A 25,261-nucleotide genomic window follows, 5' to 3' on the forward strand; every position below is an offset into this window, starting at 1 on the left:
GGCCGCGCGCACCGGAGCCGCCGAAGACGGCTGTGGCCTCGGGGATGCGTGGCTCGGCCCTGGGAGCCGGCGGCACGGTCTCAGGGGCGGGTGGAGAGGCCGGCCCGCGTCGCACCCGCGCCGGGCTGCGGCGGAGCGCGCCCGGCCTCGGGCTCGCGGGCGTCGGCGTCGTGGCCGCCCATGCCGTGCATGCCCTGGTGCCCGCCGTCCCGGAGCTGACCGCGGCGGTCGTCCTGGGGATCGTCGCCGCGCACCTGCCCGGCGTACGGGGCCTGGTCACCGGCCCCGGCCGGCCCGGGCTGGCCGCCGCGGGCAAGCGGCTGATGCGCGTCGGCATCGTGCTGCTCGGCCTGAAGCTGAGCATCGGCGACGTGCTGGGCCTCGGCTGGCCCGCGGTGCTCATGGTCCTGGGCGTGGTGGCGGCCACGTTCTTCGGCACGCTCTGGCTGGGCCGCAGGCTCGGTCTGCCCGGCGACCAGCCATTGCTCATCGCCACCGGCTATGCCATCTGCGGGGCTTCGGCGATCGGCGCGGTCAGCGGCGTCCTCGGACGCGAGGACGGCAAGGAGCCGAGCGGCCGTGAGGCGCGCGGCTCGCACGTCGGCGACGTCGCCACATCCGTCGCCCTGGTCACTCTGTGCGGCACCCTCGCCATCGCCGTACTGCCGTTGCTGCGCGTCCCGTTGGGCCTTGACCCGACGGGCTTCGGGCGCTGGGTCGGCGCGGGCGTGCACGACGTGGGGCAGGTGGTCGCCACCGCGCAGACCGCCGGGCCCGCCGCCCTGAACGAGGCCGTCCTGGTGAAGCTGATGCGCGTGGCGCTGCTGGCGCCCCTGGTCGCCGGTGTCTCACTGGCGCAGCGCCGCAGCGCCCGCCGCGCGGGTGCGGACGAGGCCACGGCGACCGCCACCCGCAGGCCCCCGCTCGTCCCTCTCTTCGTGCTCGGCTTCCTGGCAGCGGTGGTGCTGCGCAGCGTGCTGCCGCTCGGCCCCGGCGTGCTGGAGGCCGCCGACGTCGCGCAGCAGATCCTGCTGGCCGCTGCCCTGTTCGGCCTGGGCAGCGCCGTGCACCTGCCCAGCCTGACGCGCTCGGGAGCCCGCACCGCGGTACTCGGCCTCGCCGCCTGGATCGTGGTCGCCACGGCCAGCTACGCGGGCGTCCTGCTCACCACCTGACGCGACGGACACCATGCACGCGCGCCATGCCGACGCGACAGCACGCCGATGCGGCGGCGCCGCATCAGACGGTGTAGCCGCCGTCGACGGCGAGGTGCTGACCGGTGATGAAACCGGCTCGGTCGGAGGCGAGGAACGCGACCGCCTCGGCGACGTCCTGGGCGCGGCCGAAGCGGCGCAGCGGAATGTTGCGGCGGGTCACGGCCAGCGCGTCCGCGTCCAGCTCACCGGAGTCGACCAGGCGGGCGGCGTTGCCGTCGGTGAGCATGCCGGGTCCCACGCAGTTGAACCGCACGCCGTACCGCCCCTCCTCGGCCGCGAAGGCCCGTACGAGCGCCTCGACGGCACCCTTCGTGCCGCTCGACAGCCCGTCGCGCACCGGATAGCGGTGGGTGGCGGCCGTGGTCACGGCCACGCCGCTCCCTCCGCTCTCGCGGAGCGCGGCCAGGGCCGGGTGGGCGAGGTTGTAGAACGCTTCCGCCTCGGCGTGGAGTTGTTCCCGGTAGCGGGCGGGCGGCACCCGGCTGAGGTGGATCAACGGCACGTGCGGTCCGGCCGCGTGGACGAGGGTGTGCAGGCCGCCGAACCGGTCGCACGTGTTCCGGACCGCGGCGTCGGCCTCCCGCTCACTGGTCAGGTCTGCGGCAACCGCGTGCACGGGCAGGCCGTCCGCCGTCAGCCGTGCGGCCAGGGCGTCGGCCGCTGACCGGTTCGACCGGTACGTGAAAACCACCGCACTGCCCCGCCGCGCCAAGGTGGCCACCACGGCCGCGCCGATCCCACCGGTCCCGCCCGCGACCAGCGCGGCCCCCGCCCGCCCCGCGAACTCCCCGGCGCGCTGCTCCCGCGCCGAACCGACCGCCACGCCCGGCACCTCCCCGCGTCTCTCGTTCCTCCCCGCCGCCCGCTCCTGCGTGTGTAGCGGCAACAGCCGAAGAGTTGAAGAGGCCCGTACCCGGCCGTCAGTACCCGGCCGTCACCCGGGTCGTCAGTACCGGGTCGTGCTTGAACTCCTCGGGGAAGCCCGGCCCGTCGAAGAGCCGTGCGCCGTCGTCGCCCGCGCGGGCGATCGGGGCCGCCCCTGTCCGGCGGCGCCGAACGCGAAGATCACGGTCACGGTCCTGGGGCCGGGTCTCCAGGAACGGCCCGAGTGGCGCAGCGCCATGACTCCGTTTCAGCGACTCGACCGGCATGGAACTTTGATCTGCTTTTACCAACATTTGTCAATGTGCTCGACGGATATCTTCACCGAAGTCCCAAGGCGGCCGGAACCGGCCCCTCACCTCGCGAGGAGCAGAGCCGATGACACGCGACAGAAGCCGGGCGCGACGACGAGCGGTGGCGCTCGCGGCCGCACTGATCGGACTCGGCGCCGGGTGCGCCGCCCCCGCGGGAGGCGGTCACGGCGGTGCTCACGGTTCGTCGACGAAGGCGGGCGCGAGCGGCCGCCCGGCGCCCGGGGCACCTCACGCCTTCACACTGGCCGCGTCCGGCGACGTACTGCCGCACACCTCGATCATCGACCGGGCCCATCGCGTGGGCGCGCAGCCGCGTGCCGCCCGGATCGACGGCGGTCACGGCGTTGTTCACCTTGGCGCGTACACCGCGGCGGTTCTTGGCGAATTTACGGTGGGCGTCCTGGGCCGAATACCCGAGGGCCTCGTACATGTCGGCGACGTGCACGTCGGTATAGACGAAGTCGACCTGGCGGAAACGGCTCAGGCCCCAGGCCGCCAGGTCGTTGATGCGTTGAGCCGAGAAATAGCTGTTGCCCGGGGACACCCCGATCACCGCGTGATCGCCTTCTTCGCAAATCACCTGGCAGTGCGGAGTGTAGGGCCGAACGTGGAACAGCCGGGCCGCGGAAGTGTCGTACGTGGTTCTTTCCTGCGGCGTGAACGGCTGGAGCTCGATGACGGTCGCAGCTGTCAACTTGGAGGAAATTCCATTCGTGTCGCTATCCCCGATGGAGCCTCGTGCCCCTGGTGCGGCGACGACTGAAAGTTGTAGCCCGGCTACGGAACGGAGTCAACGGTGATTTCCGGCGAAGTGGACCCGAGGAGATGAACACTTGGTGACGTCCGCGATCTCCACCCACGGCTCCACCCGCGGGTCCATGCGGCGAACGGCCGCCGTCAGCAGGCTTGATGCCATGACATCGACCGAGTGGATCACCGACATCGCCCTCGTCCTCATCGTCTTCCGGCAGCTGCGGGAAGGCCGTCTGGACCTGAAGTCCTTCCTCGTCCCCCTCGGGATCGTGGCCTTCGTGGCCTACACCTACCTGGACTCGATCCCCACCGAGGGCAACGACCTCGTCCTCATCGGCACCCTGACGGCCGCGGGCGCCGTGCTCGGCGTCGTGGGCGGCATCTACACCCGCGTCCGGTCCGCCGCAGGCCACCTGTTCATCAAGGCGGGCGCCGTCTCGGCCGCCCTGTGGGTGCTCGGCATGGGGGCACGCATGGGCTTCCAGATCTGGGTCGAGCACGCCGGCGGCGCCGACACCGTGGCCCGGTTCAGCATCACCCACCACATCACCACCGACCAGGCATGGGTGGCCGCGTTCGTCCTGATGGCGCTGACCGAAGTCGTCACACGGCTCGCCACGATCTTCGTACGCGGCCGGATGGTGGCCCGCGGCCAGTCGGCCTCGGCCCCGGAAGTGGCCCGGGAGCCCGTGCCCAGCCGCATGGCCTGACCGTGCGTTATCGTCGGGCCGTGCCCGTGACCGCGACCGAGAGCGACCCGACTGCCCAGGACGCGCCCCGCGTCCCGCGGTCCATCCCCGGGCACGACCCCCGCGTGCAGTGGGTCCTCAACATCGCGGTCATCGTCGTCGGCGCGTTCACCATCCGGCCCATGGGCCTGTCCGGCCGCGGCCTCGCCGTCGCCGCCCTGTTCGCCGTCAACTGCGTCGTGATGCTGGCCAGGGCCCTCCCCGAGGGCAAGGTGCCCCAGCGCGTCGCCGTGGTCTGGCTGGGGTTCGGCTGCGTCGCCGCGGCCGCGCTGATCGCCGCCACCCATGACGGGACCGGCTATCTGTTCGCCTACTTCATCGCCGGACACATCGGTTTCCGCCTTCCCGCCAGGCGGGCCCTCGCCCTGGCCGCCCTGTGCAGTCTGCTGTGCGGCGGCGCCCTGTACTTCCGCATCGGCCCAGGCTACGAGGCGTTGCCCTGGGTGGTCGGACTCACCACCGGAATCCCCGTGCTGGTCGGCATGGTCAACGGCAGCCAGCGCCGCGCCGTCCTCGCGGCCATCGCCGCGGCCGAGTCCGCCGAGCGCGCCGCCCGCGCGGAGGCACGCGCCGCCGTCCTGACCGAACGCGGTCGCATCGCCCGCGACGTCCACGACGTACTCGCCCACTCCCTCGCCGGGATCAACATGCAGCTGGAGCTTGCCGACGCCCTGCTCGACACCGGCGACCTCGACAAGGTCAGGGAAGCCAACGACAAGGCGCACAGCATGGTCAAGGAGAGCCTCAAGCAGGCACAGTGGACCGTGCACGCGCTGCGCGCGGACTCCCTGCCGCTCGTGGAGAGCCTGACCGCGATGCTCGATTCCACCGGCCACCGCGAGAGCCTCACCGTCACCGGCACGGTCCGCGAGGTACCCGCCCAGGTCACCCAGAACCTGCTGCGCATCGGGCAGGAAGCACTGACCAACGCCGCGCGCCACGCCCCCGGCGCCCCGGTCGCCGTCGAGCTGACGTTCACCGCGGACGCGACCGAACTGAGCATCCGCAACGGGCCCGCCACCCGCGCGGCGACCGCGGGCGTCGGCAGCGGCATGGGCCTGATCGGCATGCGTGAACGCGTCGCCCTGCTCCATGGCACGATCAGCGCGGGGCCGATCACCGAAGGACCCGACGAAGGAGGCTGGCACGTGGAGGCAGTGATCCCGGGATGAGCGAACCGAGCGAAACGGCCGTGCCGTTGAAGGTGGTCGTCGCCGACGACCAGGCCGCCGTGCGCGAACCGCTCGCCGCGGTCCTCGCACTGGCCGACGACATCGACGTCGTCGCGGCCGCCGCGGACGGTACCGAGGTGCTGGCCGCCGTGGCGGCGGCCCCCGTGGACGTCGTCCTGATGGATCTGCGGATGCCGGTGATGGACGGCATCGAGACGACCCGCCGCCTGGCCGAGGACCACCCCTCGGTGGCCGTCGTCATCCTGACCACCTTCGCGGACGACGAGTCCATTCTGGCCGCGCTGACGGCCGGAGCCTGCGGCTACCTCACCAAGAACGCCGGACGTCAGGACATCATGCGCGCCCTGCGCGCCGCCGCGGTCGGCCAGTCCGTCCTCGACCGGGAGGTGCAGAACAGGCTGCTCGCCACGGTCCGCACCAAGGCCCCGGCCCCCGTCCAGGAGCTGCCCGCCGACCTCACGCCCCGCGAGCGCGAGGTGCTCGCCCTCATCGGGCAGGGCCTGCCGAACCGGGGCATCGCCGAGAAGCTGTTCATCAGCGAGGCCACCGTCAAGACGCACATCAACAACCTGTTCGCCAAGGCCGGGATCCGGGACCGCGCCGACGCCGTCCGCCGCGCCATCTCCGCAGGTCTGGCCGGGCAGTAGAGCCGTCCTCAAGGCCCTGTGTGCCACGCCGGAACCGAACTCGCTAGACTCACTTGGTAGACACAAGCAATAATGTGGAAGTGGGGCGGACAATGGGCGAGGGGACGGTCCATGACCGCGAATCGGAGGTGATCCGGGCCACCGGAGTCGCGAGCGCCGAGGAAGCCGCATCGGGTCTTGGCACCCAGATCGTGCGCTTCACCCGGCTCGTCGCGGCCCACCGGCACCGGACCAAGATCGAGCGGGGCGCCGGTGAGCGCGTACTCCTGGCCCGGCTGGTGCGCGACGGAGAACAGCGCGCCACCGACCTGGCCGCGGAGACGTTCCTCGACCTGTCGACCGTCAGCCGCCAGGTGCGGTCGATGGTCGAGCGCGGCCTGATCGAACGGCGGCCCGACCCGGAGGACCGGCGCGGCACACTGCTGCGCGCGACGGACTCCGGCAGGGCGGCGTTCGAGGAGTACCGCAAGGAGCGTGACGCGCGCCTCGCGGCGCTGCTCGCACCTTGGCCCGCCGAGGACCGGTTTCAGCTGATCCGGCTGATGACACGCCTCAACGACGACCTGGTACAGGACCAACAGACACGTCACAGCTGCGGTACCCACTCCGAAGCGGCGGCGCAGCAGGGAGCAAGCGAGCATGACTGAGGCCGTGTCGGCGCCACGCCGAGACACCGATACCAAGGCGATATCCGCCTCAGGTGGCTTGAGCCACCGGCAGATCCTGACCATCCTGAGCGGTCTGATGCTGGGCATGTTCCTGGCCGCGCTCGACCAGACGATCGTCTCCACCTCGATCCGTACCATCGCGGACGACCTGCACGGCCTCAGCCAGCAGGCCTGGGCGACGACGGCCTACCTGATCACCTCGACGATCGCCACCCCCCTCTACGGCAAGCTGTCCGACCTGCACGGCCGCAAACCGTACTTCCTGACGGCGATCAGCGTCTTCATCGTCGGCTCCGCGCTGTGCACCTTCTCCACCTCGATGACCGAGCTGGCCGCGTTCCGCGCGCTCCAGGGCGTCGGCGCGGGCGGCCTCATGTCGCTCGCCCTGGCGATCATCGGTGACATCGTGCCGCCGCGCGAACGCGCCCGCTACCAGGGCTACATGCTGGGCACCTTCGCGACGTCCAGCGTCGCGGGCCCGCTCATCGGCGGCTTCCTCGCCGGGCAGAGCAGCATCCTGGGGGTCACGGGCTGGCGCTGGGTGTTCCTCGTGAACGTGCCCATCGGCGTCATCGCCCTGTTCGTCGTCGCCAAGGTGCTCAACATCCCGCACACCCGCCGCGACCGCCGCATCGACTGGTGGGGCGCGGTGACCATCGCGCTCGGCGTCGTGCCGCTGCTGCTCGTCGCGGAGCAGGGCCGCGAGTGGGGCTGGGGCTCCACCAACTCCCTGGCCTGCTACGGGATCGGCGTGGTCGGCATCATCGCCTGGATCCTCGTCGAGCGCCGCATGGGCGATGACGCGCTCATCCCGATGCGCCTGTTCCGCAATCCCACCTTCAGCAAGACCAGCGTGCTCTCCGTGGTCATCGGCGCGGGCATGTTCGGCGGGATGCTGATGATCCCGCAGTACCTGCAGATCGTGAAGGGCGCCAGCCCCACCAAGTCCGGTCTGGAGATGCTGCCGCTGATGGCGGGCATGTTCATCGCGTCGATCGTCACCGGCCAGATCACCGCCAAGACCGGCCGTTACAAGATCTTCCCGGTCATCGGCACCGCCCTCATGGTCGTCGCGCTGCTGCTGTTCCACTACAAGGTCCAGTGGGACACGCAGCTGTGGGAGACCATGAGCTTCATGCTCGTCTTCGGCCTCGGCCTCGGCTGTTGCATGCAGACCCTGATCCTGGCCGTGCAGAACGCGGTGCCGCCGCAGGACATGGGCGTGGCCACCGCCTCCTCCACGTTCTTCCGGCAGATGGGCGCCACCGCCGGTACCGCGGTCTTCCTCTCCGTCCTGTTCAGCGACGTCGGTGACAAGATCGCCTCGGCGTTCCGGGCGGCCGTCAGGACCCCGCAGTTCCAGGCCGCTCTGCACGACCCGGCCGTCCTCTCGAACCCGGCCAACAAGCCGGTCGTCGACATGGTGCAGCACCCCGGCGCGGGCAGCGGCGCCTCCACCGGTGTGCTCAGCGACTCCTCGTTCATCCAGCACCTGGACCCGCGCCTGGCCGAACCCTTCAAGCAGGGCTTCTCCAGCTCCATGCACGTCGTCTTCCTGCTCACCGCCGGAGTCGTCGCGGTCGGCTTCCTGATCATCCTGTGGACGAAGGAAGTCCCGCTGCGCAACATGTCGGGCCTCCAGGCCCGCGCCGCGCAGGAGAACGGCGACACGGCGGAGACGGCCACCGACGCCGCCGCCACCGACATGGCCTCGCAGGCCCCCGCCACGACGTCCCCCGCAGCCGCAGCGTCCGCCGAGCCCGCGGCGCCCGCCGCCGCTGACCCCGCGGCCGACACCTCGGGGGCGGGCGTCAGGGGCCGCATCCACGACGGCTCCGGCGCACCGGTCTGCCAGGCCGTCGTCACCCTCATCGACCTGCACGGCCGCCAACTGGACCGTACGACCACGAACGCGGACGGCCACTACTTCGTCGCGGCGCCCGCGGGTGGCTCCTACGTCCTGATCGCCTCGGGCGGGGCACGCCAGCCGCAGGCCACGACCGTGACCGTCGCCGACGGCCCGGTCGACTTCGACCTGGTGCTCAGCGGCGCGGCAGGACTGTCCGGCACGGTCGTCGCCGACTCGGACGACCATCCGGTGCCGGGCGCCCTGGTCATCGCCACCGACGTGCGCGGAGAGGTCGTCGCCTCGGGCGCGGCCGACGTCGAGGGTGCCTTCGGCTTCGCCGACCTGGTCCCCGGCGACTACACCCTCGCCGTGAGCGCCGAAGGACACCGCCCCACCGCCATCCCCGTGGAGGTCACCGACGGCGGCGCCAACCGGTACCAGGTACACCTCGACCCCGGCGCCCGCATCCGCGGCACCATCCGCAACAGCGCGGGCGAACCCGTTCAGGACGCCCGCGTCACGCTGCTCGACGCCGCCGGGAACACCATCGCCTCGACCGTCACCGGCCCGGACGGCGTGTACGTGTTCAACGACCTGGACACGGGCGAGTACACGGTCATCGCCGGCGGCTACGCGCCCAACGCCGTGCCGATGCGGGTGGACGGCGAGGGCAAGCACGACGCGGACGTGGACCTGAGTCACTGACGCCGTACAGCCGTACAGCCGTACGCCCGTACACCTCGCGAGGCGGCACACCGGCCGCCCGACGGGACCGCCCGACGGTCCCGTCGGGCGGCCGTCGCCCTTCCGGGAACGACGAGAACCCCCGGCACGCCGGCGAACTCGCAGGCCGGAGAGGATAGGGCGGTGAGCACTGCACCGGCGGAGATCCTCTCCGCCCTTCTTCTTGTGGCGGTACTGGCAGGCGCGGTCATGCGACCGTGGGGCCTGCCGGAGGCGGCCGTCGCGGTCCCGGCCGCCTCAGTCGTCGTCGCGGCAGGAGCCGTCTCCCTCGACGACGCGGCGCGGCGGCTGGGCCGCCCGTGCGCCCGGCAGGAGCGCACCGGTCGCGTCGAGCGGGAGGTCCTCGCGGCCGCCGAGGGCGCTGAGCTGCTCGTCCTGGCCCGCGACGGCGACCGCGGCCGTCCCGGCCCCCACAGCCTGGGCCCGGCGAGCCGCTTCGTCGTCGACCACGCCCCCTGCCCCGTACTCCTCGTCTGGCCGCAGGCCGCCCCGGGCATCACGAGCGTGCCACCGCTCAGCGGCGAATGAGGCCGAGGTCGGTGGCGGCCGCGACGGCGGCGGTGCGCGAGTCGACGCCGAGTTTGGTGTAGACGCGGGCCAGGTGGGACTTGACGGTGCCCTCGGTGAGGTGCATCCGGCGTCCGATGGCCTGGTTCGACAGGCCGTCGGCGACCAGGGACAGCACTTCCGTCTCGCGCCGCGTCAGGGCCGTGCCGGGCGTCCGCAGCCGCTGCATGAGCCGCTCGGCGACCGCGGGCGCCAGGGTGGTGCGGCCCGCAGCGGAGGTCCGCACGGCGGCGGCCAGGTCCTCCGGCGGGGCGTCCTTGAGGAGGTAGCCCGTGGCACCCGCCTCGATGGCCGGCAGAGTGTCGGCATCGGAGTCGTAGGTGGTGACGATCAGCACCCGCGGCGCGCCCGGTCGGGCGGTGATCAGCGCCGTCGCCTCGGCGCCGCCCATGCCCTTGCCGAACTGAAGGTCCATCAGGACGACGTCGATGTCGCCTTCGGCGGCACGGGCGACCGCGTCCTCGGCGGTGGCGGCTTCGGCCACGACAAAGAGGCCGGGCTCGGTCTCCAGAACGGCGCGCAGTCCCGCGCGTACGACCGGGTGGTCGTCGGCGAGCAGAAGTCGGATGGGGTCGGCGTCGGTCACGGGCGGGCCTCGGACTCGGTGTCGGTGGTGCTGGACGCGGTTGGTGCGGTCGGCGTGGCCGGTGCGCTCGTCGTGGTGGGCGCGGGGAGGGGCAGCCGGACGGTGAGGGAGGTTCCGTGACCGGGGGAGGAGTCGACGATCAGTTCGCCCCCGAGCGCGTTCGCACGGGCCCGCATGGCGGCAAGGCCGAAACCGCCGCCGTCCGGCCCCGGAACGGGCAGCTTGCCGGGGTCGAACCCGCACCCGTCGTCCACGACGGTCAGTACGCAGTGGTCGCCGAGCCGGGAGAGGACCACGTCCACGGCCGTGGCGCCGGCGTGGCGCACGGAGTTGGCGAGTGCGGACTGGGCGACCCGCAGCAGAGCCACGTCGTACGCGACCGGCAACGGCACGAGATCCCCGACCAGACGGAAGCGGACCGTGAGGTGGTGCCGGGCGCCGGTGGTGGCGCAGAGCCGTTCCAGCGCATCGGCCAGCGTCGTGCCGTCGAGGGTCGGCGGGGTGAGTTCGGCGACGAAACGCCGCGCCTCGGCGAGGTTGTCCACGGCGGCCTGGCGAGCCGCCTCCACATGCCGGGCCGCCGTGCCCGGCTGACCGGGAAGAGCACGCTCGGCCGCCCGCAGCAGCAGCTGGATGCTGGAGAACCCCTGGGCGAGCGTGTCGTGGATCTCGCGTGCGAGACGCTCGCGTTCGGCCAGCACCCCCGCGGTGTGCTGGGCGCGGGCCAGGTCCGCCCGTGTGGCGGTCAGCTCCTCGATCAGCCGCCTGCGCTGCTCGCTCTCCCGGTACAGCGCCTGGTACCCGCGCACCACGGCGACGGCCACGGCGCCGCCGAGTGCCGGCCCGATCATCATGGCCGCGCTGAACGCACCCTGATGAGCCGCGAATCCGACAGCGGCCGCGACCGCCGTGACCGCCACCGCGGCGGGCCCGACCCGGCGAGGCAGCAGATGCAGTTGAAGGAAGTACAGCGGGAACGCCACCCACACGGCGTCCGCGGAGAGGACCAGCAGGACCACCCACACCGCTCCCACCGCGGTCAGCCACCAGGCGGCGACGGACCGCGAGAGAGCGGCCCGGGGCAGCAGCGGTCCGACGGCGTACACCAGCGCACAGGCCACCGCGGCGGCGACGGTCAGCGCGGCACGGGGCGCGCCGTCGGCGACGGCGCGGCCGGCGGTCAGGGCGAGCAGCCCGACGACCAGCAGGTGCAGGCACCACGTCAGGGCGCGTGTGGTCGGGGTCGGGGCGGGGGCGGAGATGTTCACAGTACCCACCAGGTTACGGAGGCCGGGGCGCCGGGGCCTCTGCCGAAAGTTGTAACGCGGACGCTGTCTCGTGGCGCGCGAAGCCCCGTCCTGCGCCAGAAGCGCCCAAGGGGGTGCGGCGGCGACGGTGGAGTCCTACCGCTCGCCGCACGTGGGAAAGGAAAACCCGAGGCCGTGTTCGTCGCCTGGAGAGACCTGAAATTCGCCAAGGGGCGCTTCGCCCTGATGGCCACCGTGATCGTGCTGATCACTCTGCTGGTCGGACTGCTGTCCGGGCTGACGGCCGGTCTCGGTCGGCAGAACACCTCGGCGATCACGCACCTGCCCGCCGACAGGATCGCCTTCCAGGCCCCGAGCGGCGGTGACGGCCTCTCGTACGCGAATTCGACGGTCACCGCCGAACAGTGGCGGCAGTGGGCGAAGGCGCCCGGTGTCGAGAGCGCCGAACCGCTCGGTATCACCACGACACGGGCCACGGCGACGGACGGCACCACCGGTACCGACCGCAGTACCGGCGTCTCGGTCTTCGGAGTACGCTCCGGCTCGCACCTGGCCCCGGCAGGCGACGCGATCGACGACGGCACCGCGGTGCTGTCGCGGGCGGCGGCGGACGATCTCGCGCTGACGGAGGGCGACACGCTCACCCTGGCCGGACAGCGGCTGACGGTGGCGGCCGTCCGCGGCGACGCCTACTTCAGCCACACCCCGGTCGTCTGGACCAGCCTGAAGACCTGGCGGGCGACCGCTCCGCCCGCGCCGGGCGGCGGCACGGGAACCGGCGCGGCCGCGACGGCGACCGTCATCGCGCTGAACACCACCTCAGCGGCCGACACGGCGGCCGTCGACGCACGGACCGGAACGAGGACGGTCCCCACCGGCGACTCGCTCTCCGCGATCGGCTCCTACACATCGGAGAACGGCTCGCTGCAGCTGATGCGCGGATTCCTGTTCGTCATCTCGGCGCTCGTCATCGGCGCGTTCTTCACCGTGTGGACCATCCAGCGCAGCGGTGACATCGCCGTGCTCAAGGCGCTCGGCGCCTCCACCCCGGGCCTGCTCAAGGACGCCCTCGGCCAGGCGTTCGTGCTGCTGGTCGGCGGCACACTGCTCGGCACGGGCGCCGCCGCCGCGCTGGGCGCGCTCGTGGCAGGTTCGGCGGTGCCGTTCCTCCTCGCCCCCGCCACCCTGCTCCTTCCGGCCGCCGCCACGATCCTCCTGGGAGCCTTGGGTGCCGCCCTGTCCGTCCGCCGCATCACGTCCGTAGACCCGCTGACCGCCCTCGGGAGCGCCCGATGACCCTCAACCTCACCGACATCACCCTCACCTACCCCGACGGCGACACCCGCCTGACCGCACTCGACGACATCACTCTGGAGGTGCCCAAGGGCAGCCTGACGGCGGTCGTCGGCCCCTCGGGATCCGGGAAGTCCAGCCTCCTGGCGGTCGCGGCGACCCTCATCACCCCGGACCGCGGGACCGTCACCATCGACGGCACCCCCACCACCGGCATGAGCCGTGGCGAACTGACCACCCTGCGCCGCCACACCATCGGCATCGTCTTCCAGCAGCCCAACCTCATCGCGTCGCTCACCGCGGCCGAACAGCTCCAGGTCATGGCCCGCATCGACGGCCGGTCGCCCGCCAGGGCCCGGCCCCGCGCCATGGAACTGCTCGACGCGGTCGGCCTGGCCGACCAGGCGGCCCGCCGCCCCCACCAGCTCTCCGGCGGCCAGCGCCAGCGCGTCAACATCGCCCGCGCCCTGATGAACGATCCGACCGTGCTCCTCGTCGACGAGCCCACCAGCGCCCTGGACCACGAACGCGGCGCCGCCGTCATCGACCTCATCACCCGCCTCACCCACGAGCGTTCCACCGCCACGATCCTCGTCACCCACGACCGCGCCCACCTCACGGCGGCCGACCGGATCGCCGAGGTCCACGACGGACGACTGCGCGAGCCCGCCGGCTCTCCCCACTCCTAGCCCGGCCCGCGGCCCGTGCGGCGGGCTCTGCCGGACGCGGAGCTCCAGGTGCGGTCGCTGTCGTTCAGGCGGCGTAATCGGCGACGTCCGTGTGCAGCGCCTTCAGCAGCCAGTCGTGCGCCGACCCCGGCGTCGGTTCCGGGCGCTGCCCCGCGGGGGTGACCACCTGCTCCACCAGCTCCCAGTACGCGTCGATGCGCGGGTCGTCCGCGAGCTGCCGCGCCAGACGCCGCCGGAAGTCCGGGGTGTCGTGCCGTCCGCGCGCGCACGCGTAGGCGTCGACGAAACCGTCCAGCGCCTCTCCGCCGCCCGGCGCCCGCCCGGCGCGCAGTTCGGCGCCCGCCAGCTCGTAGGCCGACGCCAGCCCGCCGTAGAGCACAGCCACGTCGCGAGGTCCCGCGTCCTGGTGGGCCGCGGGCTGGGCGGGCCGGACGTCCGGCGTGCACGGGCGGGAGACCATCGCGTGCAGACGCGCGAAGGCCAGGACGTTGAGCGGCCCGGGGGACTGTGGAACCTCCGGGACCGCGGCGTCGAGAAACGCCGACGTCGCCTTCGCGGGCATACGAGCGGGCAGCCAGGCCCGCCAGAACCTGACCAGGGTCCCGGTGCTCGGCGGACTGCTCATGGCGCCGACGAGCCGCAGCCGTTCGGCGCGCTCCCCGGGAGGGCACTCCTGGACCAGTCGGAGCGCGGCCTCCTGCCAGCGCAGCGCGGCGAGCTGGGAGCCGACGCTGCGCAGCCGGGAGGCGACCGCGCCCTCGAAGGCGCCCCCGGCGCCGGCCTCGCCCCCGCCCTCGTCCAGCTCGTCGAGCGCCCGACACACCTCGGGCAGCGCGAGCCCCAGGCCGCGCAACGCCCTGATCAGCCGCAGCCGCTCCAGCGCCTCGGGCCCGTAGCGACGGTGCCCGCCGCCGCTGCGCGGACGCTGCGGGAGCAGCCCGCTGTCGGAGTAGAAGCGAACGGTCTTGACCGTGGTGGCCGCGCGCTCGGCGAGTTCGCCGATGCTCCACGACGCGTCATCCGGGACCAGCACATGAACCTCCCTCCCCGAAGTCTTTCATCACCTCTCCCGTCCCCACCCACCTCCTGCCCCTCACCTCGCGCCCGCCCGGCCCGTACTTGAATCTCCCGCGGGGGGAGTTCCTAACCTGCCGGTGTCCGAAGCCGAGAGCCGCGCACGAGAGTCGCGCAGGGGAGTGGTCATGAGCGTATTCGTCCTGGTACCAGGGTTGTTCACGGGCGCCGATGTGTGGGCGGAGGTGGCCCGCCACCTGGAGTCGTCGGGCGCTGAGGTGCACACCGTGCGGTTCAGCGCCGGCGCCGGGGCGGGGGTCACCCTGGAGACCCATGTCGAGGAGGTCGTCGAGACCATCGACCGTGTGGGCACGCGCAGCGACATCGTGCTCGTGGCACACGACTACGGTGCCTACCCGGCCCTCGGCGCGACCGACCGCCGCGCCGACCGCGTCCGCCGCCTCGTCCACGTGGACGCGCCACCGCCCCTCGACGGCACACCGGCCCTGGCCGTCGTGCCCGACCAGTCACTGCGCGCCCGGCTCGCGCGGGCGACACCGCCGCACGGTGACGCGCTGGCACCGCCCGCGGCACACGAGTGGCAGCACTGGGGCAGCACCAGGGGCATACCGGCCGGCGGCACGGAGCGCCTCACGGCCATGTCGGCACCGCACCCCGTCGGCACCCTGACGCAGCCCCTGAGACTCACCGGCGCGGCGTCCGCCGTCCCCACCACCGGAGTCCTGTGCCACTACAACGGCTCCACCATGGAGATGCTCCGCATGCTGGTCCGCTTCGGCACCCCCGCCCTCCAGCCGCTCCTGCGCCCGGACGTGACCTTCTTCGAACTGCCCACGGGGCACTGGCCGATGCTCTCCTGCCCCGATACCCTCGCCGAGGTTCTCGTACGAGCGGCGGCGGGTGAGGGCGAACGCCTCGCCACACCGCCGGACGACGGACAGCCCGAGGCGCCACGGTCCTTCCTCATCGACGCGCCGCCCGTGCCCCGGGAGCGCCGCAGCAGTCCCGACCTCGACCTCTACGTCCCCGGCGCCTGCGACGCGGGCCTGCAAGGACCCCTCCCGGCGGTGGTCTTCGTGCACGGCGGCCCCGTCCCGAAGGGCATCGGGCCGACCCCCCGCGACTGGCCGGTCATCACGGGCTACGCCCACTACGCGGCCTCCCGCGCAGTGGTGGCGGCGACGCTCGACCACCGCCTCCACGACGTGACGGACTACCCGACGGCCGCGGCTGACCTGGCCGAGGCGGTCGAGGCCGTACGGGCCGATCCCCGGGTCGACGCGGACCGTATCGCCCTGTGGTTCCTCTCCGGGAGCGGCCCCATCACCGCCGAGTGGCTGAGCAGTCCGCCCGCGTGGCTGCGCTGCCTCGTGGCCGCCTACCCGATCATGTCACCGCTGCCCAACTGGGGTGTGCCCAGAGGGCGTTTCCGCCCCGCGCGGGCGCTGTCGGCCGACAGCGCGCGGCTGCCCGTCGTCATCCTGCGGCCGGAGCGGGAACAGCCCGTGATCGCCGCGACGGTCGACGAGTTCCTGGAGGCGGCCGCCACCCACGGCGTGGCGGTCGACGCCATCGACGTCCCCGGGGCCCGGCACGGTTTCGAGGGCCTCGACCACACCGACGCCGCCCGCGACGCCGTGCACCGCGCGATGACACAGGCCCTGCGCCACCTCACCGGTACCGGTGGCTGAGAAGGCGCGAAGACAGCGGCGGCATCCACGCCCGGGTCGGTCAAGTCTGGCTCCCCACGCGGGAAACGCGGCACCATGGGCTCGGACCGAGCCCGACGGGACGCGCGTCCCGCGCCAAGACAGGGAAGTGGGAGCCACCGGTGGACGAGACGACGTGGGACTGGGAGAGCGAGGACTTCGGCGCCTCCCACCGGGGCCGGGCGGCGGCCGTGCTCGCCGACGGGAGCGAGCCCAAGGCCCGCCTCTTCGACGTCGGGAGCGGCAGCGAGATCCCGAGTTCGAGCGACTGGTGGGTGTACCACGGCAGGCACGGCGCGCCGCTCGCCACCGCCGTGCGGGCCGTGTGCCGGTGCGGCTGGAGCGCGCGGCGGTCGCAGCCGCTCGACTGGACGGAGGTCGATCCGGACGCCCCCTACGCCCATGACCTGCCGGGCGCGTACGCCGACTGGGAGCACCACATGGCCGACGTCGAGGCGCGCACGGTCCCGCTGCCCGCCGACGTCTCCGGCCTCCTCGAACAGCTGGAGGAACGGCTGTCGGCACTCGCTGACGACGCGCCCCTGGCGGCGCTGCGCACCGTGGGCATGCTGGAGCGTCTGGCGAGGGAAACCGGCCGTATGGCGGCGTTCACCACGGCCGCCGACCCGGCGACGGTCGCCACCGGCCTGGGCATCACCGAGCAGGCCGCGGCCTCGCTGCTGCGCCGGATGACCGGCCGGTGGTGCTGAGGGGGCGTCGGACGGAACCCGAAAGACGCCGGAGGGACGACCGCCGCGGTGTGGCGAGCGGCCGGGCGGGCCTCGGCGATACCCTCACGGGTCCGAGGACGGGAACGGGAAGTAAGGGACATGGCGCATCCGGGAACGACGGCGGTCCTGGCGGTCTTGCCGGAGGCCGAACCGCTTCTGCGCCTGGCCGCCGAGGTGGCCGCGGGGGTGGTGCGGCCGGGCGTTCCCGCCCACGCCGCGCTGCTCTACCCGTGGCTGCCGGCCGACCGCGTGGGCGCCCCCGACCTCGACCGCCTGCACGCGGCGCTGCCGACCGGCGACGTCCGGATCCGGCTGACCGAGGTGGAGCAGGAGGACGGGTTCGTCGCGGTCCCGGTGCCCGGACTGCGCGCCATGGCCACCGCGGTGCGCTCCGCGTTCCCGGCGCAGGTCCCCTACGGCGGGCGCTTCGGCCAGGACCCGCCGGCGCATGTCACCGTGGCGATGGGCGCCGGTCCCGCCACCGCCGCCACCGTCGCCCGCCGCGTCGGGGCCCGGCTGCCGATCGTCGCTCGGATCACCGCCCTGCACGCGGTCGTGCTCACCCCCACGGGCTGGCAGATCCTCGCGGAACTGCCGCTGTCGTCCAGGGCTCGCCGACCCGGCGCGGGGCGGTGATCGACCGACCGAAGGCCCGTCGCTCAGTGGCCGAAGTCGAACCAGTTGACGTTCACGAAGTCGGCCGGCTGGCCGCTGGAGAACGTCAGGTAGACATCGTGCGTTCCGGTCACGGAGCTGATGTTGGCGGGGACGGTGCGCCAGGACTGCCAGCCCCCCGTGTTGGCGACCGCGAAGCTGCCGATCGGGGCGCTGGTGGGGCTGTCGAGCCGCACCTGCACCAGCCCGCTCACTCCGCTCGCGGCGCCGCTGGCGACGCGCCCGTAGACCTGTGTGGCGGGCGTCGAGCCGAAGTCGACGCCCTTGTACAGCGCCCAGTCCCCGTTGGAGATGTAGCCGATGTCCTGCCCGCCGCCGGTGTCGCTGGTGGTCTCGGTCCTGATGCCGGACTGGCTGTCGTACGACTCCGCTTGGATGGTGCTGTAGGCGTCCCGGCCGCCGGACGGCGGGGGAGTGGTGCCGCCCCCGCCGGACTCCAGCACCTGGACGTAGTCCACGGCCATCGGGTGCCCGGGCTCGGTGGCGCCGGTCGGGCCGCCGCCGAAGGCCGAGGGGAAGCCGCCGCCCATCGCCACGTTAAGGATCACGAAGAAGCCGTGGTCGGTGGCGTTGGCCCAGGTCGTCGCGTCCATCTGGTCGGCGGTGACCGTCTGGTAGGTGACGCCGTCGACGGAGAAGTGGATCGCCTCCGGGCTCACCGAACGGTCCCACTCCATCGCGTACGTGTGGAACCCCGCCTGGCAGGTGGTGCCGGGGCAGGCGGTGGAGTTGCCCAGGCCCGTGGTCTCGTTGCAGGGGCCGCCGGGGCTGGTGCCGCAGTGCATGGTGGCCCACGTCTTGTCGATGCCGTTGACGTTCTCCATGACGTCCAGCTCGCCGACGCCCGGCCAGTTCTGGTAGTTCCCGCGGAAGGGCGCGCCCAGCATCCAGAACGCGGGCCAGTAACCGGCGGCCGCGGTGCCGGTGACGTTCGGCATGTGGATACGGGCCTGCACCCGCAACTTGCCGCCTGCCGGGGGCTGGAAGTCCGTACGGGTCGTCTCGATGCGGCCGGAGGTCCAGTGCCCGGAGGCGTCGCGACGGGGGGTGATCAGGAGGTTGCCGTTGCCGTCGAGGGAGACGTTGTTCGTGCTGGACGTCATCGACTCGACTTCACCGGTGCCCCAGTTGGCGGCGCCGCCCGGGTACGAAGTCCCTCTGTCGTACTGCCAGTCGGAGGTGTTCACGCCGGATCCCGCCGGCCCGTTGAAGTCGTCGAGGAAGACCTGCGTCCAGCCGGAGGGCGGCGTCGGGGCGGAGGCGCTGGCGGAGGGCGCCGCGGCGGTGGCGAGCGCCGCGGACAGACCGAGCGCGGCGACGACGGCGACGAACGTCCGTCGCAGCGGCCGGGACCGCAAAGGACGGGCGCCCGATCTTGATCTCGATATGCCGGAGGATACGTTCATGAAGAGCCTCTCGGGGTGCGGGTACGGGTACGTGCGGATGGTGCGGGTGTGGTGCGCGAATGTGTCGGCACGGACACGCCGTGAGAGCGCTCCCACGCGGTGATCGCGTGTCCTTCGGTGGGGCGTTCTCGCGGTGCCGCCAATGTCCTCTGCACACAAGCGACCGTCAACCCTTGAAGCAAGGAAATCCCAGGGGTTGCACAGGACTTCACAACCTGAAGTCATGGGGAGCGGTCACCGGGAGCGGCCGTGGGCGTCGCGACGCCCACGGCGCCCGGCCTGTCACAAGGCCGGGCGCCGTGCGGCCGCCGTGGGGCGGCGGGGTCAGGCCGTGGTGACGACCCTCACCGGTTCGTCCGGCGCCGCGCTGTGCCGCTGGGCCCAGTTTTCCAGGGCGGTGCGGCAGGCATGGTCGAGGTGATGGAGCCCGGTGAGGTCCAACTCGACGGGCCGGTCCCGGGGGAGACCCTCGAGCGTGTCGAGGATCTTCGGCAGTCGCAGGAAGGTGGCGTTGCCGGACAGGCGGGCCTGAACGGGACCCGCGCCCTTGTCGACGACGTCGAGCTTGAGGTGCGAGGCGTCCCAGGCGGCCTTGACGATCGAGAGGGCGAGACCGATCAGGACGCCCTCGAACATGTTGACCGCGACGATGGACACGGCCGTGACGGCGAGCACGAGGACCTCGCCGCGGTGCCCGTCCCAGAGCCGCCCGATCGCGCGCAGCGGCAGGAGCTTGGCGCCGGCGTGGACGAGCAGCCCGGCCAGGGCCGGGACGGGGATGTAGGTGAGCAGACCGGGCAGCAGCGCGGCGAAGAGCAGCAGCCACAGGCCGTGCAGCACACGCGAGACCTTGGTCCGCGCCCCGGCCTGGACGTTGGCCGCGCTGCGCACGATCACCGCGGTCATCGGGAGCGCGCCGAGCACTCCGCACACGGTGTTGCCGGTGCCCTGGGCGATGAGCTCCTTGTCGTACGCGGTGCGCGGCCCGTTGTGCAGGCGGTCCACGGCGGCGGCGCTGAACAGGGACTCGGCGGACGCGATCAGGGTGAAGGCGACAACCGTGGCGAGCGGTCCCGGCCCGGCGAGTTCGCCGAAGGCGTCCAGCGACGGGGGCTGCACCGCCCCGAGCAGGCCGCTGACCTCCACGCGTGCCACCGGTGCGTCGAGTGCCACGGAGACGAACGTGGCCAGAGCGACCGCGGCCAGTGGACCGGGCACCGCACGGGCCTTGGGCGGCAGGTGCTTCCACAGCACCACGACGGCGACGGTCCCGGCTCCCAGAGCGAGTGAGGCGAGCGAGTGCGAGGAGTCGAACGCGCCGATCAGCGCCTGGGGAAGACGGGCCAGCTTGGCCGGACCCGTCTGCGGGGCCGCCTCGCCCACGACCGGATAGAGCTGGCCCGCTATGAGGACGAGGCCTATCCCGGCGAGCATCCCTTCGACCACGGACACCGATATCGCCCGGAAGTAGCGGCCCGCTCCGCAGGCCCCCATGGCGATCTGGAGCAGCCCGGTGGCCAGGACGATGACGCCGAGGACGGGCAGGCCGTACTCCTTGACGGCCTCGTACACGAGAACGGTCAGACCGGCGGCCGGCCCCGACACCTGGAGGCTGCTGCCGCGCATGACGCCGGTGACGAGACCGCCCACGATGCCGGTGATCAGGCCGAGTTCGGCCGGGACGCCCGAGGCGACGGCGACGCCCACGCACAGGGGCAGGGCGACGAGGAAGACGACGAGGGACGCGGTGAAGTCCCGCTTGAGGTGGGGGAATCGGAGCATCAGGCGGTTCACAGGACCTCGAAGGTGTCGGTGTCGGCGCGGTGTTCGCGTACGCCTCCGGTGTGGACTTCGTAGTACCAGCCGCGCAGCCGGATCAGATCCTGTTCGAGGCGCTGTCGCACGCACGGATAGGAGCGCAGTCTGAGCAGCTGGGCCAGGACGTGCTGCTGCACGGCGTCGGCGACCGTGGGATCCGACGGGTCGTGGCCGGTGGGTGGGTCGGCGGCGTGGGCGAGCCACTCCTTGACGGCGGGAACGGCCTGGAGGTCCTCGCCGCGTACGAGGGCGCCGATGGCGCCGCAGTGGGAGTGGCCGCACACGACGATGTCGCGCACGCCGAGCACCTGCACGGCGTACTCGATGGTGGCGGCCTCTCCGCTGGGGCGGCCGTCGGGATGAGCGGGGACGATGTTGCCCGCGGTGCGCAGTTCGAAGAGTTCTCCGGGGCGGGCGCCGGTGATCAGGGCGGGTACGACGCGTGAGTCGGAGCAGGTGATGAAGAGGGCCTGGGGCTGCTGGCCCTGGGCGAGGGAGGCGAACTCCTCAGGGCGCCTGCCGAAGGTCCGGGCGTTGTCGATGAGGGGCTGCATGGCGTGTTGGCTTCCTCCTGGCGCGCCGTGGGGGGCGCGTCGGGCGGGCAGGACGGATGTCGCAGGTGTCGCAGACGTCAAACAAGTGCCAATGAAAGGTCAATCAATGGTCAAGAGCGAGATTAGCCGTGCGTGCGCGATCGTCGGGGCGACAGCGGGTCGCGGACGGGAGGCCGCGTGAAAATCGCCCCCGTTTGGCGTGAACGCCACGGTCGGCGGTCGCGCGGCTCCGCACCCGCGCGCGGGCGCGCGCCTCCCTTGTCTGGCCCCGAACTTGTCTGATCAAGTTTGGGGCAGGTTCTTCCACTGGTCAGTAATTTCCCGTACTCATGTTCCGTTCGTTGCGCACAGTCAGGCCGTGGAGCGGTGCTTCACGGCACCCCATCAACGGGACGAGGTACCACGTATGCGACAGCGCTGGAGATCCCTCGGCGGGCTCCTCACCCTCCTCGGTGCTCTGCTCGTCTTTGCTCCGGCCTCCGCCCGGGCAGCCGCCACCAGCGGCAACCTGATCGTCAACGGCGACGCGGAGAGCGGCGGTTACTGCACCGACGACTGGGCCGCCGCCACCACGGTGCCCGGCTGGACCACCGAGTCCGGCGGCCTGAACGTGATGTGCCACTCGGTCGCCTCCTTCGGGCTGCCCGACGACGGCAAGACCCCCGGCAAGTCCTTCTTCGGCCCCGGCAACTTCGGCGACGGCGCCATGACGCAGACGGCCGACGTGTCCTCGGCCGCCGCGGCCATCGACGGCGGCACGGTCCACTACGACCTCTCCGCCTGGCTCGGCGGCTGGACCGTCTACAGCGGCCACGTCGCCGTGAGCCTGCACTTCCACGACGGCCAGGGCCGCCCGCTCGGCGCCGCCGAACTGCCCACCGTCTCCGCGACGGACCGCGGCCTCGGCACCAAGTTCCTCTCGCGCGGAGCCTCCGGAGCGGTCCCGGCCAAGACCCGCTCCATCCAGGTCGAGGTCCAGTTCCTCTCCACCAGTCACGAGACCGGCTACCTCGACAATCTCTCCCTCACGCTCGACACCCCGGTCACGGCCCCGGCGCCGCTCGCGCCGCCCGTCTCCCGGGTCCCGGGCTACGACCACGTGTTCACGGTCATGATGGAGAACACCGACTACTCCGAGGTCATGAACGATCCGGCGGACACGCCGTTCATGCACAGCCTCATGTCCCAGGGCGCCACCCTCACCGACTACCACGGCGTCTACCACCCCAGCGACGAGAACTACCTCGCCATCGCGGGCGGCGACACGTACACCAAGGGCGCCACGTACTGGCCGAACATCAATGCGCCGCAGCGCAACCTGGGCGACACCCTCGAAGCCGCGGGCAAGACCTGGAAGGCATACGAGCAGGGCATGGGCACCCCCTGCAACACCAAGAACGACCACGACAGTTACTACGAGCCCGACGACGCGCCCTTCATCAACTACACCGACGTCAGCGGAGATGCCGCCCGGTGCGCGTCCCACCTGTTCGACACCACGCAGCTGACCACCGACCTCCGCTCGGCGGCCACCACCCCCGACTTCTCGTGGATCGCGGCCGACGACTACTACGACGGTGAGGCATCGGGCAACGGCAGCGCCACCAGCCTGCGCACCCAGGACGGCTGGCTCAAGCAGACCCTCGCGCCGGTCCTGGCCTCCCCGGCCTGGACGCAGCAGCGCTCCCTGCTCATCCTGACCTGGGACGAGAGCGAGAGCGAGGGCTACAACCACGTGGTCACGACGGTCCTCGGCTCGCAGAACACGGTCCCCGCCACCACCAGCAGCCCGGCCCACTACGACCACTACGGCATAGCCCGCACCATCGAATCGGCCCTCGGCCTGCCCGCCCTGACGGCCAACGACAAATACGCGACCCCGCTCAACGCGGCCTTCAGCCCCGCCACCGCGACATCCCCGACACTCGACGGCGACCTGAACGCCGTCGCGGACGGCGGCAACGTCACCTTCCGTTACGCGGTCCCGTCCGCCTCCCAGGTCCACGCCAAGAACTGGATCGGCATCTACCCGGCGGGTGTCACCCCCGGCAGCCAGTCCTCCCTGACCTGGTCCTACGCGCCGAACGCCAGCGGTGCCCTGACCTTCTCCACCAGCAAGCTGAACGGTCCGGGCCGCTACGACGTGTACTACCTCAGCGACGACGGCTACACGGCCCTCGCCGGCCCCTTCTCCCTGACGGTCGGCTGACCGAGCCCGGCACACGACGGGCGCACCTGGGCGTCGTCCTCCCGGCCACCGACCGGGAGGACGACGCGGCGCCCGTACGGCCGTCAGGCCGCCCCGGCCTCCGCCTCGGCCACTGACTGCGGGCCCACGAGCCGGGCCCCGGGCCGCGGTTCGGGTTCGGACCTGGCATCCCAGCCCCGGGTGACGCGTACGTACTGGTGGACGACGGACGCGGTCGCCGCGAGCAGGAGCGGCCCGAACAGCCACGGGCGGGCGGCCATGTGCGTGGGCAGGTAGCGGTACGAGACGAGGAGCAGGACGAACACGGCCGAGCCGTGGACGGTCAGGCGGGTGGCGGCGCGGTCCCACAGCGCCCAGCCGTCCGCCGTGGCACGCAGGGCGGCGTCGATGGTGAGCGCGAAGACCGCTCCGGCCAGCAGGTCCGTGCCGTAGTGGTAGCCGAAGCCGAGCGTCGCGGCGAGAGTGGCGACCAGCCAGAAGGCGCCCGCCCAGCGCACGGGGCGGGAACCCTTGCGGGTGTGGATGAACAGTGACGTGGCCCATGCGGTGTGCAGGCTCGGCATGCAGTTGCGCGGTGTGATCTGGTCGAACGGGAACGGGTGCGGGACGCCGATCGAGGGAAGCGTGTGCGGCCACACGTCGGCCGCCGCCCACCGCCCGCCCTCCGCGCCGTAGGCGAAGACCGGACCGACGACGGGGAAGAGCATGTAGACGACCGGTCCGAGCAGCCCGATGGCCAGGAAGGTGCGGACCAGATGGTGGCGCGGAAAACGTCTCTCGACCGCCACGTGACGCAACTGGTAGAGGCCGACGAGCGCCGCCGCCAACGGCAGTTGCCCATACACCAGATGGAGAAAATGGCTGCCGAACGGCCCGGACGCCTCGACGATCCGGCCGGCCACCCACGACGGGTCTCCCAGCGCGTGATCGGCGGTGGCCGTGTACGCGTCGAGCACCGAGGGGCGCGTCTTCGACGTGATCAGCAGCCATGTGTCGCCGATCTTGTGCCCGGCCACCAGCAGCAGGCCGAGGCCCGCGCCCTTGAGCAACAGCGCGCGTTCCTCACCACGGCGCAGCGCGATGCCGGCCGCCGCGCAGCCCATCAGCACCCACAACGCGCCGTTCCCGAACTGCGGGGAGGCTCCGATCGCCCACCGCACCAGCAGGAAGACACCGTCGATCCCCACCGCCGCGGCGGCCGCGATGAGCCGCTGCCGCCAGGTGAGCACCACCATCGTCAATGCCAGGCCGGCGTACAGCAGCGGCCCCGAGCGGGGTGTGAGGACCAGCTCCCGCGCCGTGTTGACGACCGGCCCGTGCTCGCCGTAGTGGTGCGCCGCGAACTCCAGCGCGATGAGGAGCCCGAGCGTCGCCGCCCCCGCCGCGGCCCACAGCATGGTGTGTGACCGGTGCCACGCGGTTCCGGTCGGGTCGGACCGGCGGGGCGAGGATATGAGAGGTGGTGTGGGCTTCACGTATCCGACTCAATGCTGAATGCGGGCGAAACGGGCCACGGACAGCGCCCGCCGGACAGGCTTGCGGTGAAGAACTGACAAACGTAGGTGGTCACAAGCTCGAACATATTAACGGCACAGGGCCCTCACGGGCGACGAAGATTCCGGAATTGCCCGCCGCGGGACCGGACGGGATCGCACCCCGGAAATGAAGAGCTCATGTCAATGTCACCTCGATGCCGTCGTGTGTT

The 25,261-nt window shown here is 72.2% G+C and carries 23 protein-coding genes; 13 read left to right on the top strand and 10 right to left on the bottom strand.

Annotated features, from left to right (window positions below; all coding sequences use genetic code 11):
• Positions 1-44: 44 nt before the first annotated feature.
• On the top strand, positions 45-1,175 hold the full coding sequence (locus OFY01_RS18110) for a YeiH family protein (RefSeq protein WP_407700373.1): 1,131 nt from the start codon (positions 45-47) through the stop codon (positions 1,173-1,175).
• A 64-nt stretch (positions 1,176-1,239) separates the two neighbouring features.
• Here the strand turns inward: OFY01_RS18110 and OFY01_RS18115 are convergent, their stop codons facing one another.
• From OFY01_RS18115 to OFY01_RS18125, 3 genes are all read right to left on the bottom strand, one after another.
• Positions 1,240-2,040: an SDR family NAD(P)-dependent oxidoreductase gene (locus OFY01_RS18115; protein ID WP_266601172.1), complete on the bottom strand. Its 801-nt coding sequence runs from the start codon at positions 2,038-2,040 to the stop codon at positions 1,240-1,242.
• A gap of 97 nt (positions 2,041-2,137) precedes the next feature.
• A complete protein-coding gene (locus OFY01_RS18120) occupies positions 2,138-2,368 on the bottom strand; it encodes a hypothetical protein (protein WP_266601174.1) in 231 nt (76 codons plus the stop codon).
• Between the two features lie 52 nt (positions 2,369-2,420).
• Positions 2,421-3,107, bottom strand: coding sequence for a tRNA-dependent cyclodipeptide synthase (locus OFY01_RS18125; protein WP_266601176.1), 687 nt, complete (start codon positions 3,105-3,107; stop codon positions 2,421-2,423).
• Between the two features lie 220 nt (positions 3,108-3,327).
• Between OFY01_RS18125 and OFY01_RS18130 the strand changes: the two genes are divergently transcribed.
• From OFY01_RS18130 to OFY01_RS18155, 6 genes are all read left to right on the top strand, one after another.
• Positions 3,328-3,876, top strand: coding sequence for a hypothetical protein (locus OFY01_RS18130; RefSeq protein ID WP_266601178.1), 549 nt, complete (start codon positions 3,328-3,330; stop codon positions 3,874-3,876).
• A 104-nt stretch (positions 3,877-3,980) separates the two neighbouring features.
• Complete coding sequence (locus tag OFY01_RS18135; RefSeq protein ID WP_266601229.1) at positions 3,981-5,087, top strand: sensor histidine kinase; 1,107 nt, start codon at positions 3,981-3,983, stop codon at positions 5,085-5,087.
• Positions 5,084-5,755, top strand: a complete 672-nt coding sequence (locus tag OFY01_RS18140; RefSeq protein WP_266601180.1) for a response regulator — start codon at positions 5,084-5,086, stop codon at positions 5,753-5,755. Before OFY01_RS18135 ends, OFY01_RS18140 begins: the two co-directional genes overlap by 4 nt.
• Before the next feature lie 80 nt (positions 5,756-5,835).
• A complete protein-coding gene (locus OFY01_RS18145; protein WP_407700370.1) occupies positions 5,836-6,402 on the top strand; it encodes a MarR family winged helix-turn-helix transcriptional regulator in 567 nt (188 codons plus the stop codon).
• Complete coding sequence (locus OFY01_RS18150; protein WP_266601182.1) at positions 6,395-8,977, top strand: MFS transporter; 2,583 nt, start codon at positions 6,395-6,397, stop codon at positions 8,975-8,977. The genes OFY01_RS18145 and OFY01_RS18150 overlap by 8 nt, the downstream gene beginning before the upstream one ends.
• A 162-nt stretch (positions 8,978-9,139) precedes the next feature.
• Entirely contained in the window at positions 9,140-9,544 is a 405-nt protein-coding gene (locus OFY01_RS18155; RefSeq protein WP_266601184.1) for a universal stress protein, read from the top strand.
• On the opposite strand, the gene OFY01_RS18160 is transcribed toward OFY01_RS18155, so the two are convergent.
• Entirely contained in the window at positions 9,531-10,169 is a 639-nt protein-coding gene (locus tag OFY01_RS18160) for a response regulator (RefSeq protein WP_266601186.1), read from the bottom strand. The two genes, OFY01_RS18155 and OFY01_RS18160, sit on opposite strands and share 14 nt — an antisense overlap.
• Positions 10,166-11,437, bottom strand: a complete 1,272-nt coding sequence (locus OFY01_RS18165) for a sensor histidine kinase (RefSeq protein ID WP_266601188.1) — start codon at positions 11,435-11,437, stop codon at positions 10,166-10,168. Before OFY01_RS18165 ends, OFY01_RS18160 begins: the two co-directional genes overlap by 4 nt.
• Positions 11,438-11,611: 174 nt before the next feature.
• On the opposite strand from OFY01_RS18165, the gene OFY01_RS18170 reads away from it, so the two are divergent.
• Both OFY01_RS18170 and OFY01_RS18175 read left to right on the top strand, forming a co-directional pair.
• Positions 11,612-12,733 carry an ABC transporter permease gene (locus OFY01_RS18170; RefSeq protein WP_266601190.1) on the top strand — a complete coding sequence of 374 codons (1,122 nt, stop codon included), beginning with the start codon at positions 11,612-11,614 and terminating at the stop codon, positions 12,731-12,733.
• Positions 12,730-13,419 (top strand): ABC transporter ATP-binding protein, encoded by a 690-nt coding sequence (locus tag OFY01_RS18175; RefSeq protein ID WP_266601192.1) that lies wholly within the window; start codon positions 12,730-12,732, stop codon positions 13,417-13,419. The genes OFY01_RS18170 and OFY01_RS18175 overlap by 4 nt, the downstream gene beginning before the upstream one ends.
• Positions 13,420-13,483: 64 nt before the next feature.
• On the opposite strand, the gene OFY01_RS18180 is transcribed toward OFY01_RS18175, so the two are convergent.
• On the bottom strand, positions 13,484-14,452 hold the full coding sequence (locus OFY01_RS18180; RefSeq protein ID WP_407700371.1) for a helix-turn-helix domain-containing protein: 969 nt from the start codon (positions 14,450-14,452) through the stop codon (positions 13,484-13,486).
• Positions 14,453-14,621: 169 nt separating this feature from the next.
• On the opposite strand from OFY01_RS18180, the gene OFY01_RS18185 reads away from it, so the two are divergent.
• From OFY01_RS18185 to OFY01_RS18195, 3 genes are all read left to right on the top strand, one after another.
• Positions 14,622-16,145 (top strand): alpha/beta fold hydrolase, encoded by a 1,524-nt coding sequence (locus OFY01_RS18185; RefSeq protein WP_266601194.1) that lies wholly within the window; start codon positions 14,622-14,624, stop codon positions 16,143-16,145.
• Positions 16,146-16,285: 140 nt separating this feature from the next.
• Positions 16,286-16,873, top strand: coding sequence for a hypothetical protein (locus OFY01_RS18190; RefSeq protein WP_266601196.1), 588 nt, complete (start codon positions 16,286-16,288; stop codon positions 16,871-16,873).
• Positions 16,874-16,993: 120 nt separating this feature from the next.
• On the top strand, positions 16,994-17,530 hold the full coding sequence (locus OFY01_RS18195; protein ID WP_266601198.1) for a 2'-5' RNA ligase family protein: 537 nt from the start codon (positions 16,994-16,996) through the stop codon (positions 17,528-17,530).
• 23 nt (positions 17,531-17,553) lie between these two features.
• Here the strand turns inward: OFY01_RS18195 and OFY01_RS18200 are convergent, their stop codons facing one another.
• From OFY01_RS18200 to OFY01_RS18210, 3 genes are all read right to left on the bottom strand, one after another.
• A complete protein-coding gene (locus OFY01_RS18200) occupies positions 17,554-18,975 on the bottom strand; it encodes a glycoside hydrolase family 16 protein (protein ID WP_266601200.1) in 1,422 nt (473 codons plus the stop codon).
• A 324-nt stretch (positions 18,976-19,299) separates the two neighbouring features.
• A complete protein-coding gene (locus tag OFY01_RS18205) occupies positions 19,300-20,757 on the bottom strand; it encodes a SulP family inorganic anion transporter (RefSeq protein WP_266601202.1) in 1,458 nt (485 codons plus the stop codon).
• Between the two features lie 8 nt (positions 20,758-20,765).
• Positions 20,766-21,347, bottom strand: coding sequence for a carbonic anhydrase (locus OFY01_RS18210; protein WP_266601204.1), 582 nt, complete (start codon positions 21,345-21,347; stop codon positions 20,766-20,768).
• Between the two features lie 406 nt (positions 21,348-21,753).
• Between OFY01_RS18210 and OFY01_RS18215 the strand changes: the two genes are divergently transcribed.
• The gene (locus tag OFY01_RS18215; protein ID WP_266601205.1) at positions 21,754-23,556 is read left to right on the top strand and encodes an alkaline phosphatase family protein; all 1,803 of its coding nucleotides are present in this window, start codon (positions 21,754-21,756) and stop codon (positions 23,554-23,556) included.
• Positions 23,557-23,639: 83 nt separating this feature from the next.
• On the opposite strand, the gene OFY01_RS18220 is transcribed toward OFY01_RS18215, so the two are convergent.
• A complete protein-coding gene (locus OFY01_RS18220) occupies positions 23,640-24,953 on the bottom strand; it encodes a phosphatase PAP2 family protein (protein ID WP_266601207.1) in 1,314 nt (437 codons plus the stop codon).
• Positions 24,954-25,261 lie beyond the last annotated feature (308 nt).

The sequence above is a fragment of the Streptomyces beihaiensis genome, from assembly GCF_026274175.1.
In the GTDB taxonomy this organism is placed as follows: domain Bacteria; phylum Actinomycetota; class Actinomycetes; order Streptomycetales; family Streptomycetaceae; genus Streptomyces; species Streptomyces beihaiensis.